We start from the raw sequence: 15,259 nt of genomic DNA, 5'->3' as shown, positions 1-15,259 counted from the left end.
TCCACTATGCCAAGCCGTGGCCCGCGAGCCGAGCGGGCTACGGTGCGGTGCGTGGCGCAAGTGTTGTTGGTCGAGGACGACGCGACCATTCGCAGCTCGTTGAGCAAGGCGTTGCACGAACTCGGGCACGCCGTCACCTCGGCGGCGACCGCCATGCACGGGCTGAACCAGGTGGTGGCGCAGAACCCGGACGTGGTGGTGCTCGACATCGGCCTGCCCGATCTGGACGGGCGGGAGATGCTGCGCATGCTCCGCGCGGTCAGCCGCGTGCCGGTCGTGGTGGCCACGGCCCGCGGTGCGGAGGACGAGATCGTGGAGGTGCTGGACTCGGGCGCTGACGACTACGTCGTCAAACCGTTCGGGGCCGGTCAGCTGGACGCGCGCATCCGCGCGGTGCTGCGGCGCGGCGGGGAGCGCCCGGCTCCCGAGGTCCTGGTCGTGGGCGGACTGCGCCTCGACCCCGCCTCGCGCACGGCCACATTGGACGGTGCGGTGCTGGAGCTGACCCCCCGGGAGTTCGACGTGCTGCACTACCTCGCCCTGCGCCCCGGGCAGGTGGTGAGCAAGCGGGAGCTGCTCACCGAGGTGTGGCAGCTGCCCTACGGCGGAGCGGACAAGACCGTGGACGTGCACCTGTCGTGGATGCGGCGCAAGCTCGGGGAGACCGCGAAGAACGCGCGGTACCTGCACACGGTGCGCGGGGTGGGCGTGCGGCTGGGCACCCCCGAGGAGCAGGGGGGTGCCTCCTGATGCGGCGGCGAATCGCGCTGCTCGTCGTGGCCACCACCGTGCTCGTGGTGGTGGCCTTCCTCATCCCGCTGGCCGTGCTGGCGCGCACCGTGGCCTTCGACAGGGCGGTCAACGACGCGACCGTGCAGGCGCAGGCGCTCACCTCGGTGGTGTCCACCGCGGATCCGCGCGTGCTGGAGCTCAGCGTCCAGCAGGCCAACGCCGAGGGGCGGTTCCCGGTCACCGTCTTCCGCGGTGACGGCACGCAGCTCGGCGCGGAGTCCGAGCGCACTCCGGCGGTGCGGCTGGCCGAGCGGGGCCGCAGCCTCACCGTGGACACCGAGGACGGCGTGGAAGTGGTGGTGTCGGTGGGCGACGCCGCCGGCGGTCGGGCGGTCATCCGCACCGCGGTCAGCGAGGCGGAGCTCATGCGCGGGGTGCACCGCGCGTGGCTGCTGCTGGCCGGTCTGGGCGCGGCGCTGTCGGCGCTGAGCGTGCTCGTCGCCGACCGGATGGCGCGCGGTCTCGTGCGTCCGACGCGGGAGCTCGCCGGGGTGTCGCACCGGCTGGCGTCCGGGGAGCTGGACGCGCGCGCCCGGGTCCAGGCCCCGCAGGAGATGCGCGACGTCGGCACCGCGCTGAACCACCTGGCCGCCCGGATCCGCGAGCTGCTCGCCGAGGAGCGCGAGCGCGCCGCGGACCTGTCCCACCGGCTGCGCACGCCGCTGATGTCGCTGCGGCTGGACGCCGAAGCGCTGTCCGACCCGGACGAGTCGCAGCGGATCACCGACCACGTGGACGCGCTGCAGCGCGCGGTCACCAGGATCATCGATGAGGCGGGGCGGCGCAGCGGCACCTCCACCGGCGAGGTCGCGGAGCACTGCGACGCGGCCGCCGTCGTGTCCGAGCGGGTGTCCTTCTGGTCGGTGCTCGCCGAGGACACCGACCGCGAGGTGCGCACCGACCTCGCCGCGGGGCCGCTGCCGGTCGCGGTCAGCGGGGCGGACCTGGCCGCGTGCGTGGACGCGCTGCTCGGCAACGTCTTCGGCCACACCGAGGACGGGGTCGGGTTCTCCGTGACGCTGGCGCCCGGGGACGGCGTGGTGCTGCTGGTGGTCGACGACGAGGGCGCGGGTTTCCCGACCTCGGACACCGGTCCGCTGCGGCGCGGGGCCAGCGGGAGCGGGTCGAGCGGTCTGGGCCTGGACATCGTCCGCCGCGCCGCCGTCGACTCGGGTGGCGGTGTGCGCCTGGAGCAGGCGCCCGGCGGAGGCGCCCGCGTGACCGTCGAGCTCGGGAGCGCAGCTTCGTGACCTGCGATGACGCTTTTTAACTTTTTCTTAGCGCTCGAGTAGCGCCCGGTTAGTCGCACCGCTGGGAACGTCGTGGTCGACGGCGACGCGAAGACGCGGAGCCCGATGGAAGGACACGTGGAAAGGCACGGCGTGATGGGCAACAAGAAGCTGATCGGAGCGGTCGCGGTTACCGGCGGAGTGCTGGCGCTGGGCAGCACGGCGGTCGCGTTCGCAGGCGACGGGGGCCAGAACGGAGGTCAGCCCGCCGAAGTCCGCCCGGCGTCGGCGCAGCAGCAGTCCGACCAGCCCTACACCGGACCGGACCCCGATGAGATCTACACCGGCCCGGGCGAGCACTACACCGGGCCCGACCCGGACGAGATCCGCACCGGTCCGGACGCGGACCGGGCGCACCCCCACCGGGGCAACCCGTGGCCCGAGCACTGCTCGACCGGGCAGCCCTCGGTCGACGAGAAGCAGGCCGAGCGGATCGCGCTGAAGAAGGTGCCCGGTGCGAGCGCCACCGAGATCGACCTCGACCGCTGCTACGGCGTGGAGTGGGAGCTCGACCTCCGCAAGGGCAACACCGAGTACGAGGTCGAGATCAACGCGGACAACGGGCAGATCGTCTCCTTCGAGGAGGACACCGACGACTGAGCCGAACTGCCCCCGCCGCCGCGCGGGGCGCCCGGGCGGGCGCCCCGCGCGGCGGCACGGCCCCGGCGGGACCGGTGGTGCGCACGGTGTCGGCCCGATCCGATAGCTTTCTCAGCGGGAGTTCGGATCGAAGCTGGTGACGTGCACGATGACCACGAATTCGGAACAGGGGCGGACGACGACCACCGGGGACACCCGGCTGGACCGCGTCCTGGGGCGCAAGACGGCCAAAGCGCTCGACTCCGCGCTCGGCTTGAGCGCGGTGGGCGATCTGCTGCGGCACTACCCGCGCCGCTACGCCGAGCGCGGCGAGCTCACCAAGATCTCCGGCCTGGAGATCGGCGAGCACGCGACGGTGCTCGCCCAGGTGGAGCGCGTCGGCAAGCGGAACATGCGCTCCCGCCGGGGCACGATCGTCGAAGCGCGGATCACCGACGGTCAGCGTTCGCTGATCTGCACGTTCTTCAACCAGGCGTGGCGCGAGCGGGAGCTGCAGCCGGGGCGGCGCGGCATGTTCGCGGGCAAGGTCACCGCCTACCGCAGCCAGCTCCAGCTGGCCCACCCGGAGTACCAGCTGTTCACTTCGGACGGTGCCGACGCGGACTCGGCCGCCGAGGAGTTCGCGGCAGCGCTGATTCCCGTGTACCCGGCCGCGCAGGGGATGCCGTCCTGGTCGATCGCCCGCTGCGTCCGGCAGGTGCTCGACGTCTGGGACGGCACCGACGATCCGCTCCCCGCTGAGGTCCGCGAACGCCACGAGCTGTCCGACTTGGAATCGGCGCTGCGCCGGATCCACCTGCCGCAGGACCACGCGGACGTGGAGGCCGCGCAGGAGCGGCTCAAGTGGGACGAGGCGCTGGCGGTGCAGCTGGCCCTGGCGCGGCAGCGCGCCGACGTCGAGCACCAGCCCGCGCCCGCGAGCCCGCCCCGGGAGAGCGGGCTGCTGAGCCGCTTCGACGAGCGGATCCCGTTCGAGCTCACCACGGGCCAGCGCGAGGTGGGCGAGCACATCGCCGCCGACCTGGCGGCCGAGCACCCGATGAACCGCCTGGTGCAGGGGGAAGTGGGCAGCGGCAAGACCGTGGTGGCGCTGCGCGCGATGCTGCAGGTGATCGACTCCGGCAGGCAGGCGGCGATGCTCGCGCCGACCGAAGTGCTCGCCGCCCAGCACGCCCGCTCGCTCGCGGAACTGCTCGGCGAGCTGGCGCGCGGCGGCGAGCTCGGCGCTGACGACGAGGCCACGCGGATCGTGCTGATCACGGGCTCGCTGCCGGCGGCGCAGCGCAGGCAGGCCCTGCTGGACGCGACCTCGGGGCGGGCCGGCATCGTCGTCGGCACGCACGCCCTGATCCAGGACCAGGTGTCCTTCGCCGACCTGGGGATGGTGGTCGTGGACGAGCAGCACCGCTTCGGGGTGGAGCAGCGCGACGCCCTGCGGGGGCGCGCAGGGGCGGGGATGTCCCCGCACGTGCTGGTCATGACCGCGACGCCGATTCCGCGCACGGTGGCGATGACCGTCTACGGCGATCTGGAGACCTCGGCGCTGCGGGAACTGCCGCACGGGCGCCCCCCGATCAGCACGAGCGTGGTGCCGGCGGCGGAGAAACCCGCGTGGCTGACCCGGGCGTGGGAGCGCATCCGCGAGGAGGTCGGCACCGGCCACCAGGTCTACGTCGTCTGCCCGCGCATCGGTGATGATCCCGATTCCCGGCGTTCCGAGGAGTCCACATCGGATTCGGACGAGGAGGGGGCGAGCAACCAGTCCGATGAGGACGCCGCAGGTGACTCCGGGAACGGGCAGCGGCAGCCGCTCGCGGTGCTCGACGTGGCCGAGCAGCTGCGCCGCGGCCCGTTGTCGGACCTGCGCATCGGCGAGCTGCACGGGAGACTGTCCTCCGAGGACAAGGACGAGACGATGCGCGCCTTCGCCGCGGGGGAGCTCGACGTGCTCGTGGCCACCACGGTGGTCGAGGTCGGCGTGGACGTGCCCAACGCGACGGTCATGGTCATCATGGACGCCGACCGGTTCGGCGTGAGCCAGCTGCACCAGCTGCGCGGCCGCGTCGGGCGCGGCCGCGCCCCCGGGCTGTGCCTGCTGGTGACCGAAGCGCTGGCGGGGACGACCACGCGCGAACGGTTGGACGCGGTCGCCTCCACCACGGACGGGTTCGAACTCGCGCGGCTGGACCTGCAGCTGCGGCGCGAGGGCGACATCCTCGGAGCGGCGCAGTCGGGGCGCCGCTCCGGCCTGCGGATGCTCTCGCTGCTGCGGGACGAGGACGTCATCGCCCGGGCGCGGGAGGAGGCGGAGCGGCTCACCAGCGACGATCCGCGCCTCCAGCGCCACCAGGGCCTGCGGCGGATGGTCGACGAGCTGGTCGCCGACGAGCAGGCCGAGTACCTGGAGAAGGTCTAGTGGTGCTTTGTTGTGTCACTGACACATCGCTACTCGAGGTCGAGCACCCGGAGCGAGAGCCGTGCAGGAGGTTCCTCCCATCTGCCCCCAGCCGCCCGCCCTCAACCGTGCGCAAAACGACCTGACGAAGTCCTTCTCGGCCCCTCGCGCGGCCCGCGCACGTCCTCCACGGTGGCCGGGAAGGGCGTGCGGACCAGCTGCTCCACCGGGCCGCTGCCGGTGGATTCCCAGGCGCACGCCGAGTCGCCGCGCATCTTGGGCATGTTCGGCGCAGGACCGGTGGGGGTTCGGCGAGCGCCGCGGGGGCGTGCGGCGGGCGGGTCCGCGCCCCGCTGCTCGCCCCTTCTTACCTGAACGAAAAATTTCCAAAAATTTTCTCCTCCTGCTCGCTTGTGTCGCTGGCGAGTCCGTGCAGGTCATGAAGCTGATGCGCGTTTCACCACGCGGGAGGTTCTCCCGCTCCGGAGAAATTTCGCGGTAATGTTCGAGCATCAACCGACACCCGCCCGTAGGAGGTAGCCGGCAATGTTCCGCAAGGTGCTCGTCGCCAATCGCGGGGAGATCGCGATTCGAGCCTTCCGCGCCGCCTATGAACAGGGGGCCGGGACCGTCGCGGTCTTCCCGCACGAGGACCGCAACTCCATGCACCGGCTCAAAGCCGACGAGTCCTACGAGATCGGCGAACCCGGCCACCCGGTGCGCGCCTACCTCTCCGTGGACGAGATCATCGCTGCGGCGCAGCGCTCCGGCGCGGACGCGGTCTACCCCGGCTACGGGTTCCTGTCGGAGAACCCCGAGCTCGCGCGCGCCTGCGAGCAGGCCGGCATCACCTTCGTCGGGCCGAGCCACGAGATCCTCCAGATGACCGGCAACAAGGCCACCGCCGTGGCCGCCGCCGCCGAGGCGGGCGTACCGGTGCTCGACTCCTCGGAGCCCTCCCGCGACCGCGACGAGCTGCTCGCGGCCGCCGAGAACATGCCGTTCCCCGTGTTCGTCAAGGCCGTCGCCGGCGGCGGCGGGCGCGGCATGCGGCGCGTCGACGACCCCGCCGCGCTCGGCGAAGCGCTCGACACGGCGATGCGCGAAGCCGAGTCCGCCTTCGGCGACCCGACCGTGTTCCTCGAGCAGGCCGTGGTCAACCCGCGGCACATCGAGGTGCAGATCCTCGCTGACACGCACGGAAACGTCGTGCACCTGTACGAGCGGGACTGCTCGTTGCAGCGGCGGCACCAGAAGGTCATCGAGCTCGCCCCCGCACCGAACCTCGATCCCGAGCTGCGCGAGCGGATCTGCGGCGACGCGGTGCGGTTCGCCCGCCAGATCGGCTACCGCAACGCCGGCACCGTCGAGTTCCTCGTCGACGAGCACGGCCGGCACGTGTTCATCGAGATGAACCCGCGCATCCAGGTCGAGCACACCGTCACCGAAGAGGTGACCGACGCCGACCTGGTGCAGTCGCAGATGCGCATCGCCGCCGGTGCGAGCCTGCCGGAGCTGTCCATGCAGCAGGACCAGATCCGGCTGCGCGGCAACGCGCTGCAGTGCCGCATCACCACCGAAGACCCGGCCAACGGGTTCCGCCCGGACACCGGCATGATCAGCGCCTACCGCTCGCCGGGCGGCGCGGGCATCCGGCTCGACGGCGGCACCGCGATGGCGGGCAACAGCATCAACGCGCACTTCGACTCGATGCTGGTGAAGCTGTCCTGCCGCGGCCGCGACTTCTCCACGGCCGTCGCACGCGCGCGCCGGGCCGTCGCCGAGTTCCGCATCCGCGGTGTGGCCACCAACATCCCGTTCCTGCAGGCGGTGCTCGACGACCCGGACTTCGCGGCGGGGCGCGTCACCACGTCCTTCATCGACGAGCGGCCGCAACTGCTCACCGCGCGGCACTCCGCCGACCGCGGCACTCGGATGCTGACCTACCTCGCCGACGTCACCGTCAACCAGCCCAACGGCCCGCGGCCGACCGCCGTCGAACCGGTGGCGAAACTGCCCAAGCTGCACGGCGGTGCCGCACCGCAGGCCGGGTCGAAGCAGCGGCTCGACGAACTCGGCCCCGAGGGGTTCGCCGGCTGGTTGCGGCAGCGCTCCGCCGTCGGCGTCACCGACACCACCTTCCGCGACGCGCACCAGTCGCTGCTGGCGACCCGGCTGCGCACCAGGGACCTGCTCGAAGCGGCCCCGCACGTCGCCCGCGCGACCCCGGAGCTGCTGTCCGTGGAGTGCTGGGGCGGCGCCACCTACGACGTGGCGCTGCGGTTCCTCGCCGAAGACCCGTGGGAGCGCCTGGAGAAGCTGCGCGCGGCGATGCCGAACATCTGCCTGCAGATGCTGCTGCGCGGGCGGAACACGGTCGGCTACACGCCGTACCCCACCAAGGTCACCGAGGAGTTCGTCCGCGAGGCCACGGAAACCGGCATCGACATCTTCCGCATCTTCGACGCGCTCAACGACGTCGAGCAGATGCGCCCCGCGATCGAGGCCGTGCGCAACACCGGGTCCTCGGTCGCCGAAGTGGCGCTGTGCTACACCGGCGACCTGTCCGATCCGAACGAGGACCTGTACACGCTGGACTACTACCTGCGGCTGGCCGAGCGCATCGTCGAAGCGGGCGCCCACGTCATCGCGATCAAGGACATGGCCGGTCTGCTGCGCGCGCCCGCGGCGGCCACTCTCGTGTCGGCGCTGCGCGCTGAGTTCGACCTGCCGGTGCACCTGCACACGCACGACACCCCCGGCGGCCAGCTGGCCACCTACCTCTCCGCCATCCAGGCGGGGGTGGACGCCGTCGACGGCGCCAGCGCCTCCCTGGCGGGCACCACCTCCCAGCCGGCGCTGTCCTCGATCGTCGCTGCCACCGACCACACCGACCGGGCGACCGGGATCGACCTGCGGTCGGTGTGCGACCTGGAGCCCTACTGGGAAGCGGCCCGCCGCATCTACCAGCCCTTCGAGGCCGGCCTGGCCTCGCCGACCGGGCGCGTGTACGAGCACGAGATCCCCGGCGGGCAACTGTCCAACCTGCGCACCCAGGCGCGCGCCCTCGGGCTCGCCGACCGGTTCGAGGACGTCGAAGCGATGTACGCCGCGGCCGACCGCATGCTCGGGCACCTGGTCAAGGTCACCCCCTCGTCCAAGGTCGTCGGCGACCTCGCGCTGCACCTCGTCGGAGCGGGGGTCTCCCCCGAGGACTTCGAGGCCGATCCCCGCCGGTTCGACATCCCCGACTCGGTGATCGGTTTCCTGCAGGGCGAGCTCGGTGACCCGCCCGCCGGGTGGCCGGAGCCCTTCCGCACGCGCGCGCTGGAGGGGCGCACCGCCACCCGGGGCGTCACCGAGCTGTCCGAGGAGGACGAGCAGGGGCTGCGGGAGAACCCGCGCGCCACGCTGAACCGGCTGCTGTTCCCCAAGCCCACCGCCACGTTGGAGGAGCACCGCGCCGCCTACGGCGACACGTCGCTGCTGCGCAGCAAGGACTTCTTCTACGGGCTCCGGCCGGGGGAGGAGTACTCCGTCGACCTCGAGCCGGGCGTGCGGCTGATCATCGCCCTGGAGGCGATCAGCGAACCCGACCAGCGGGGCATGCGGACCGTCATGGCCACGCTCAACGGGCAGATGCGGCCGATCCAGGTGCGGGACCGCTCGGTGTCCTCCGAACTGCCCGCCGCGGAGAAGGCCGACCGCACCGACCAGGGGCACGTGGCCGCACCGTTCTCCGGGGTCGTGACCCTCGCCGCGGCCGAGGGCGAGAGCGTCGACGCGGGTCAGACCGTGGCCACGATCGAGGCGATGAAGATGGAGGCCGCCATCACCGCGCCGCAGGCCGGGCAGGTCAAGCGCTTGGCGATCGCCGCCGTGCAGCAGGTGGAGGGAGGCGACCTCATCGTCGAGCTCGGGTGACCCCGGCTCCCGGTGCCGTGCCGCGGCACCCGCCCGGCCCGAGCTGCGGTCCGGCCGGAGCCCCGCGGGGTGCTCCGGCCCCCTCGGCCGGTCCCCTCGTCCGGTCTCCGCGGCCGGTTCGCTCGTCCGCGTGAGCGCGGACGCGGTAGTCGATCGCGGTGGCGTTCTTGGCGTACATCTCGTACTGCCAGCCGTTGGCGCAGGTGCAGGGGAAGCGCGCGCCGAGAATGCCGGAAAGATCCTGTTCGGGAGCGGGGTCCGCCGCCGCCGTCATGCTCGTCCCTCCGGAGTGCGGAGCGTGTGCCGATCTCCCGCTTCCAGGGCAGTCAACTGATTCCTTGGGAAAACTAAATTCATCGGGCCTCTCGTGCCGGAGCCGAGGTCCGGTGCTGGCCTCGCTGCCGTCCCGGGCAGCGACCTGCTGCCCCGCAGGACCTATCCTGGAGGTGAGGCCGTGCCCGGTGGAACGAGGAGGCCTGCGCCCGGGGGTTCGGGCATCTCCCGGGGAATGTCCGACAGCCCGGGGCGTCCGCGGAGCGGTCCCGGCGCGGTTCCGCAGGGTTCCAGGGCTCCGCGGGCTCGTCGGGGCGGCGCGGAGGGGATCGGCGGCGCGCCGGTAGCGCAACGGAGGATGGTGCTCGTGACCCGCATTGTGGCCGGCAGCCTCGGGGGCCGGCGTCTGCACGTGCCGCAACGGGGGACCCGCCCCACGTCCGAGCGGGTCCGCGAGGCGGTGTTCAACGCGCTGGAAGCGATGCTCGACCTCGACGGCGCGCGCGTGCTCGACCTCTACGGCGGGTCCGGTGCCATGGGTCTGGAAGCCCTCTCCCGTGGTGCCGAGCACGCCCTGTTCATCGAATCGGACCGCCGCGCCGCGGAGACGCTGCGTGGCAACATCCGCTCGCTCGGCCAGCAGCGCTCGGCCGCCGTCACCGTGGCCAAGGCCGAATCCGCGCTGGCGGCGCACGCGGACGCGCCCTACGACGCGGTGCTGGCCGACCCGCCGTACGCGCTGACCGGAGCGCACCTGCGCCAGGTGCTCGAAGCGCTGGTCACCGGCGGTTGGGTGGCTGCGGGCGGCCTCGTCGTGATGGAGCAGTCCACCCGGGGCGACGCCTGGGAGTGGCCGGAGCCGCTGCGGCAGACGCGCGTGCGCCGCTACGGCGAAACGGTGGTGTACTGGGCCCTCCACGAACCGGCGGACACCGAAGCCCCGGCGGACACCGAAGCCCCGGGCAGCGCCGGGGGAGTGGCGGACGCCGAGGCCTCCGCGGCGAGCGGGAACAGCTGAGTGAGCGCGTGGTGAGCCACACCACGCGCGCGTGGGGGAGGGTGCTATGCGCTGTTACGGTTCCGCCTCATGAGGCGCGCGGTGTGTCCGGGGTCGTACGACCCGGTGACGAACGGCCATCTGGACATCATCGAACGAGCCGCGAAGCTCTTCGACGAAGTCGTCATCGCGGTGCTGGTGAACAAGAACAAGAAGAGCCTGTTCACCGTGGACGAGCGGATGGGGATGCTCGCCGACGTCACGGCGAGCTGGCCGAACGTGCGCATCGACTCCTGGCACGGGCTGCTCGTCGACTACTGCCGGGACAACGGCATCGGTGCGATCGTCAAGGGGCTGCGCGCGGTCAGCGACTTCGACTACGAGCTGCAGATGGCGCAGATGAACCAGCGCCTGTCCGGTGTGGAAACGCTGTTCATGTCCACCAACCCGGAGTACAGCTTCCTGGCCTCCTCCCTGGTCAAGGAGGTCGCCACCTACGGCGGGAACGTGACCGGGCTGCTGCCGCCGAAGATCGAGCAGCGGCTGCGCGAGCGCCTGGCCGAGACCTCCTGAGGCTCGGAGTCCTGCGGTACCGGAGCTCTGCGGTCCCGGGGCTCTGCGGTGCCGGGGCCTGCTGGAACCTCGTCGGACCGCGGGAGCGGGCAGGACCCTCGCCGGCGTTCCCCCGGTGCCGGGAGGCCCGGGGGGACCGCTTCCCGTGCGCAGGAGGGCCCCTTCCCGGGCGGCGATCCGGACCTCCCGCGTTATCGCCCGAGCGGGTGAGAGTCCGACGTGTTCACGTCAACGCCCCTTCGAGGTCATCGAGCGCGGCTACGGTCAGCGACCATGCGGTGGATCACACGGAACAGCACCAGCACGCGCCCCCTCGTCGCCGCGCTCTTCGCCGCGGTGCTCGTCCTGGCACCCGCCGGGGCGGCCGCGGCCGAAGCTCCCGCGGCCGGAACCCCCGCAGCCGCGGCTCCGCCCGCGCAGGTGGCGGCCGCGCCGTGCGGTGACACGAGCGAGTTCGAACGCGTCGACCTCTCCCAGCTCCCGCCGGAAGCCGCCGACACGGTGGAGCTGATCCAGCAGGGCGGCCCGTTCCCGTACCCGCAGGACGGACAGACCTTCGAGAACCGCGAGGGCATCCTGCCGGACTGCGCCGAGGGCTACTACAAGGAGTACACGGTGGAGACCCCCGGTGAGGACGACCGCGGTGCCCGCCGGTTCGTCGTCGGGCGGGGCGAGGAGTACTTCTACACCGCCGACCACTACGAGAGCTTCCGGCTGACCGACGTCAACGCCTGACCGACCGCTCCGCCGAGCCGCCCCGGGACGTGCTGCGGCCGTGGACACGCGGATCGCCGAAATTGCGGGACGCGGCGGCCGATCAGGGGCAGACTGGCGGGGGCACTACCCGTGATCGCCGGTCGCGGGTGCTCTGACATGCTTGTCCCGAGGCGGCGACGACGGCAGGGGGATCAAGGTGTACCGGGTGTTCGAGGCTCTCGACGAGCTGGTCACGATCGTCGAAGAAGCGCGCAGCGTGCCGATGACGTCCGGTTGCGTGGTGCCGCGCGGGGACGTGCTGGAACTGCTCGACGACGTGCGGGACGCCATCCCGCGCGAGGTCGACGACGCCCAGGACGTGCTCGAGCAGCGCGACGACGTCGTGTCCAAGGCCGAGTCGCAGGCCGAGCAGCGGCTCACCGAGGCGCGCCAGCAGGCCGAGCGCACCGTCTCCGAGGCCCGCGCCGAGGCCGAGCAGCTCCTGGCCGACGCGCGCGAGCAGGCCGACCAGGTGAAGGCCGAGGCCCGCGCCGAGGCCGAGCAGGCCGCGACGTCCGGGCGGCGGGAGTACGAGGACTACATCAGCCGTGCGCAGGCGGAGGCCGACCGGATGGTGCAGGCCGGGCGGGCGGCGTACGAGCAGTCCGTGCACGAGGGGAAGTCGGAGCAGTCCCGCCTGGTCACCGACACCGAGGTGGCCCAGGAGGCCCACGCCGAGGCCAAGCGCATCGTGGACCAGGCCAACAGCGACGCCGAGCGGCTGCGCAGCGACTGCGACGCCTACGTCGATTCGCGCCTGGGCGAGCTGGAGGACCTCCTCTCGCGCACCCTGCGGACCGTGGGCCGGGGCAGGCAGCAGTTGCGCACCCCGTTGAACCAGCCGTTCGACTACGAGGACTGGCAGGAGTCCTCCTCCGACCACGCGCCGGCGAACTGAGCGGCGCACCGGCGGGTCCGCCGTTGCGGTGCTCGCGCGGCGGCGCGGGCCCTGTGTCAGGTGCGCGCGCTGTTCGCGTAGCCTGGACGGGCTGGCCTCGGGTGACGCCGTCACTCGGGATCGTCGCACCCGACCGCCGGCCCACTCATCGACCGCGTACCGAAAGCACGACCGGATCTGTGATGCCTGAGCAAGCCGACGCGCACGTCCCCGGGGACTCCTGGATCCTCGATGTCCGGGAACTGGCGCACCAGCCGGGGAGCAGCCGCGCGTACTCCCGGCAGGTCCCCGCTCCGGAGGGGTTCGGCCTGGACCTGATCTCGGTTCCGACCGGTGCTGCGGTGCGGCTCGACGTGCTGGCGGAGTCCGTGGTGGAAGGCGTGCTGGTGTCCGGCACCGCCGCGGCGGATCTGGCGGGCGAGTGCGCCCGCTGCCTGGACCCGGTCGCGGAGGAGGTCGAGGTCGAGGTGCGGGAGCTGTTCGCGTACCCGGACAGCGCGACGGACGCCAGCACCGAGGAGGACGAGGTCGAACGGATCGCGGACGATCAGATCGACCTGCAGTCGGTGGTTCGCGACGCGATGCTGCCCGCGATGCCCTCGGCCCCGGTGTGCTCCCCGGACTGCCCGGGGTTGTGCGCCGGCTGCGGGGCGAAGTGGGTGGACCTCGCCGCTGACCACACGCATGAGACCATTGATCCGCGCTGGGCCGCGTTGCGTGAGCGGTTCGGCGGGACCGAGAAGGAGAGCTAGTCGTGGCCGTCCCGAAGTTCAAGAAGTCCCGCTCCAACACTCGCCACCGTCGTTCGCAGTGGAAGGCGTCGGCTCCCACGGTTTCGGAGTGCCCGAATCGTTCGTGCCGTCAGCCGAAGCTGCCGCACACGGTCTGCCCGGCTTGCGGCCAGTACAAGGGTCGCCAGGTCGGGCAGCCTGCCTGATCGGCGGTTGAGCTGTGGGGGGAAAGCAATCTCGGGGCCGCAAGGCCGACCGAAGTGCACTGTTGCGGGCGCTCGGCATCGAGATCGATGCCGAGCTGCTCACCCTCGCGCTGACGCACCGGTCCTACGCGTACGAGAACGGGGGACTGCCGCCGAACGAGCGGCTGGAGTTCTTGGGTGACGCGGTGCTGGGACTGGTGATCACCGACCGGCTGTACAACGACCACCCGGATCTTCCGGAGGGGCAGCTGGCGAAACTGCGCGCGAGCGTGGTCAACCAGCACGCGCTGGCCGGTGTGGCCCGCCAGCTCGGTGACGGCGGCCTGGGCAGTTACCTGCTGCTGGGGCGCGGTGAGGAGCTCACCGGCGGCCGGGACAAGGCGAGCATCCTCGCGGACGGGCTCGAAGCCGTGCTCGGGGCCGTGTACCTGCAGAGCGGTATCGACACCTCCCGCGAGGTCATCCACCGCCTGTTCGACCCGCTGCTGAACGAGGCCCCGCAGCGCGGGGCGGGGCTCGACTGGAAGACCAGTCTGCAGGAGCTCACCGCCGCCTCCTCGCTCGGCGTGCCCGAGTACCACGTCGACGAGCAGGGGCCGGACCACCGCAAGGAGTTCCACGCCTCGGTGTCCGTCGGTGGTGACGTGCTCGGCCGCGGTGACGGCCGCACCAAGAAGGAGGCCGAGCAGAAGGCCGCTGAGACCGCGTGGCGCGCGCTCTCCGAGAGCCAGGTCGCCGCGGGGGCCGAGGACGCGGCCGGAGCGGGCGCTTCGGAGTAGCCCCCGACCGCCGAGGACGTGTCGTGCCTGAACTGCCGGAAGTCGAAGTCGTCCGCAGCGGGGTGGACGAGCACGTCGCGGGACGCACCATCGCCGCGGTCGAGGTGCTGCACCCGCGCGCGGTGCGGCGCCACGTCCCCGGTGCGGACGATTTCGCCGCCCGCACGGTCGGACGCCGCGTGCGCGGCGTGCGGCGCCGCGGCAAGTACCTGTGGTGCGAGCTCGGCGCGGAGGAGCAGCCCACCGCCGCCGACGCCGGTTTCGGCGACTCCGTGGTCGTGCACCTGGGCATGAGCGGACAGTTGCTCGTGCAGCCCTCCGGTGCTGCCGACGAGCGGCACCTGCGGGTGCGGTTCCGCTTCGCCGACGGCGGTCCCGAGCTGCGGTTCGTGGACCAGCGCACGTTCGGCGGCCTGCACCTGGCCGAGCTCGTGCCCGCCGCCGGGCTCGCCGTGCCGAAGCCGATCGAGCACATCGCCGTCGACCCGCTCGAGGAGGCCTTCGACCTGGCCGCGCTCACCGAGCGGCTCCGCGCGCGCAGGACCGGGGTGAAGCGCGCGCTGCTGGACCAGGGTCTCGTCTCCGGCATCGGCAACATCTACGCCGACGAGGCGCTGTGGCGGGCGCAGCTGCACTGGGCCCGTCCCACTGCGACGATGAACCGCCCCGCGGTGCACCGGTTGTTCGACGCGGTCACCGCGGTGATGCGCGAAGCGCTGGAGGCGGGCGGCACCTCGTTCGACGAGCTGTACGTCGACGTCAACGGCGAATCGGGCTACTTCGAGCGTTCCCTGTCGGTGTACGGCAGGACGGGCCTGCCGTGCCCGCGCTGCGGTGCGGCGGTGCGCCGCGACGTGTTCATGAACCGCTCGGCCTACAGCTGCCCCGCGTGCCAGCCCCGCCCGCGCAACGCGCACTACTAGGGCGTGTTTCAGAAGTGGATCTCTGGGTGAGATGATCTTGGTGTGGGACGTGGAGATCTGACCGATCAGCAGTGGGCGAAGCTGGAGCCGTTGCTGCCGGTAGGGGTCAAGAGTGGGCGGCCG

General features: G+C 72.2%; 14 protein-coding genes. 13 read left to right on the top strand and 1 reads right to left on the bottom strand.

Annotated elements, in window-relative coordinates; all coding sequences use genetic code 11:
- Window positions 1–51: 51 nt before the first annotated feature.
- The 5 genes from ACYVJE_RS08540 to ACYVJE_RS08520 all read left to right on the top strand — a co-directional run bounded on the left by ACYVJE_RS08540 (window position 52) and on the right by ACYVJE_RS08520 (window position 9,000).
- Window positions 52–750: a response regulator transcription factor gene (locus tag ACYVJE_RS08540; protein ID WP_459156930.1), complete on the top strand. Its 699-nt coding sequence runs from the start codon at window positions 52–54 to the stop codon at window positions 748–750.
- Complete coding sequence (locus ACYVJE_RS08535; RefSeq protein WP_461144048.1) at window positions 750–2,042, top strand: sensor histidine kinase; 1,293 nt, start codon at window positions 750–752, stop codon at window positions 2,040–2,042. The genes ACYVJE_RS08540 and ACYVJE_RS08535 overlap by 1 nt, the downstream gene beginning before the upstream one ends.
- 105 nt (window positions 2,043–2,147) lie before the next feature.
- Complete coding sequence (locus ACYVJE_RS08530) at window positions 2,148–2,681, top strand: PepSY domain-containing protein (protein WP_461144047.1); 534 nt, start codon at window positions 2,148–2,150, stop codon at window positions 2,679–2,681.
- Window positions 2,682–2,829: 148 nt separating this feature from the next.
- Entirely contained in the window at window positions 2,830–5,097 is a 2,268-nt protein-coding gene (gene recG / locus ACYVJE_RS08525; RefSeq protein ID WP_461144046.1) for an ATP-dependent DNA helicase RecG, read from the top strand.
- Window positions 5,098–5,622: 525 nt separating this feature from the next.
- On the top strand, window positions 5,623–9,000 hold the full coding sequence (locus ACYVJE_RS08520) for a pyruvate carboxylase (RefSeq protein ID WP_461144045.1): 3,378 nt from the start codon (window positions 5,623–5,625) through the stop codon (window positions 8,998–9,000).
- Here the strand turns inward: ACYVJE_RS08520 and ACYVJE_RS08515 are convergent.
- Window positions 8,981–9,274 carry a phenolic acid decarboxylase gene (locus ACYVJE_RS08515; RefSeq protein WP_461144044.1) on the bottom strand — a complete coding sequence of 98 codons (294 nt, stop codon included), beginning with the start codon at window positions 9,272–9,274 and terminating at the stop codon, window positions 8,981–8,983. The two genes, ACYVJE_RS08520 and ACYVJE_RS08515, sit on opposite strands and share 20 nt — an antisense overlap.
- 366 nt (window positions 9,275–9,640) lie before the next feature.
- Between ACYVJE_RS08515 and rsmD the strand changes: the two genes are divergently transcribed.
- The 8 genes from rsmD to mutM all read left to right on the top strand — a co-directional run bounded on the left by rsmD (window position 9,641) and on the right by mutM (window position 15,136).
- Window positions 9,641–10,291: a 16S rRNA (guanine(966)-N(2))-methyltransferase RsmD gene (gene rsmD, locus ACYVJE_RS08510; RefSeq protein ID WP_461144043.1), complete on the top strand. Its 651-nt coding sequence runs from the start codon at window positions 9,641–9,643 to the stop codon at window positions 10,289–10,291.
- Between the two features lie 69 nt (window positions 10,292–10,360).
- A complete protein-coding gene (gene coaD / locus ACYVJE_RS08505) occupies window positions 10,361–10,843 on the top strand; it encodes a pantetheine-phosphate adenylyltransferase (protein ID WP_461144042.1) in 483 nt (160 codons plus the stop codon).
- A gap of 273 nt (window positions 10,844–11,116) precedes the next feature.
- The gene (locus ACYVJE_RS08500; RefSeq protein ID WP_461144041.1) at window positions 11,117–11,578 is read left to right on the top strand and encodes a guanyl-specific ribonuclease; all 462 of its coding nucleotides are present in this window, start codon (window positions 11,117–11,119) and stop codon (window positions 11,576–11,578) included.
- Between the two features lie 178 nt (window positions 11,579–11,756).
- A complete protein-coding gene (locus ACYVJE_RS08495; protein WP_461144213.1) occupies window positions 11,757–12,497 on the top strand; it encodes a DivIVA domain-containing protein in 741 nt (246 codons plus the stop codon).
- A gap of 182 nt (window positions 12,498–12,679) precedes the next feature.
- Window positions 12,680–13,249, top strand: a complete 570-nt coding sequence (locus tag ACYVJE_RS08490; RefSeq protein ID WP_461144040.1) for a YceD family protein — start codon at window positions 12,680–12,682, stop codon at window positions 13,247–13,249.
- Window positions 13,250–13,251: 2 nt separating this feature from the next.
- On the top strand, window positions 13,252–13,434 hold the full coding sequence (rpmF, locus tag ACYVJE_RS08485; protein WP_461144039.1) for a 50S ribosomal protein L32: 183 nt from the start codon (window positions 13,252–13,254) through the stop codon (window positions 13,432–13,434).
- Between the two features lie 14 nt (window positions 13,435–13,448).
- Window positions 13,449–14,213, top strand: coding sequence for a ribonuclease III (gene rnc / locus ACYVJE_RS08480; protein ID WP_459156920.1), 765 nt, complete (start codon window positions 13,449–13,451; stop codon window positions 14,211–14,213).
- A 23-nt stretch (window positions 14,214–14,236) separates the two neighbouring features.
- Window positions 14,237–15,136 carry a bifunctional DNA-formamidopyrimidine glycosylase/DNA-(apurinic or apyrimidinic site) lyase gene (mutM, locus tag ACYVJE_RS08475; protein ID WP_461144038.1) on the top strand — a complete coding sequence of 300 codons (900 nt, stop codon included), beginning with the start codon at window positions 14,237–14,239 and terminating at the stop codon, window positions 15,134–15,136.
- Window positions 15,137–15,259: the final 123 nt, after the last annotated feature.

This window comes from Salinifilum aidingensis (genome assembly GCF_054782015.1).
This window is presented reverse-complemented; position numbering and strand designations above follow the sequence as displayed.

Coding starts and splice junctions, on each gene's coding strand:
- ACYVJE_RS08520 (WP_461144045.1), top strand. CDS start 5,623: ATGTTCCGCAAGGTGCTCGTCGCCAATCGCGGGGAGATCGCGATTCGA.
- ACYVJE_RS08490 (WP_461144040.1), top strand. CDS start 12,680: ATGCCTGAGCAAGCCGACGCGCACGTCCCCGGGGACTCCTGGATCCTC.
- recG (WP_461144046.1), top strand. CDS start 2,830: ATGACCACGAATTCGGAACAGGGGCGGACGACGACCACCGGGGACACC.
- ACYVJE_RS08500 (WP_461144041.1), top strand. CDS start 11,117: ATGCGGTGGATCACACGGAACAGCACCAGCACGCGCCCCCTCGTCGCC.
- ACYVJE_RS08530 (WP_461144047.1), top strand. CDS start 2,148: ATGGAAGGACACGTGGAAAGGCACGGCGTGATGGGCAACAAGAAGCTG.
- ACYVJE_RS08515 (WP_461144044.1), bottom strand. CDS start 9,274: ATGACGGCGGCGGCGGACCCCGCTCCCGAACAGGATCTTTCCGGCATT.
- coaD (WP_461144042.1), top strand. CDS start 10,361: ATGAGGCGCGCGGTGTGTCCGGGGTCGTACGACCCGGTGACGAACGGC.
- ACYVJE_RS08535 (WP_461144048.1), top strand. CDS start 750: ATGCGGCGGCGAATCGCGCTGCTCGTCGTGGCCACCACCGTGCTCGTG.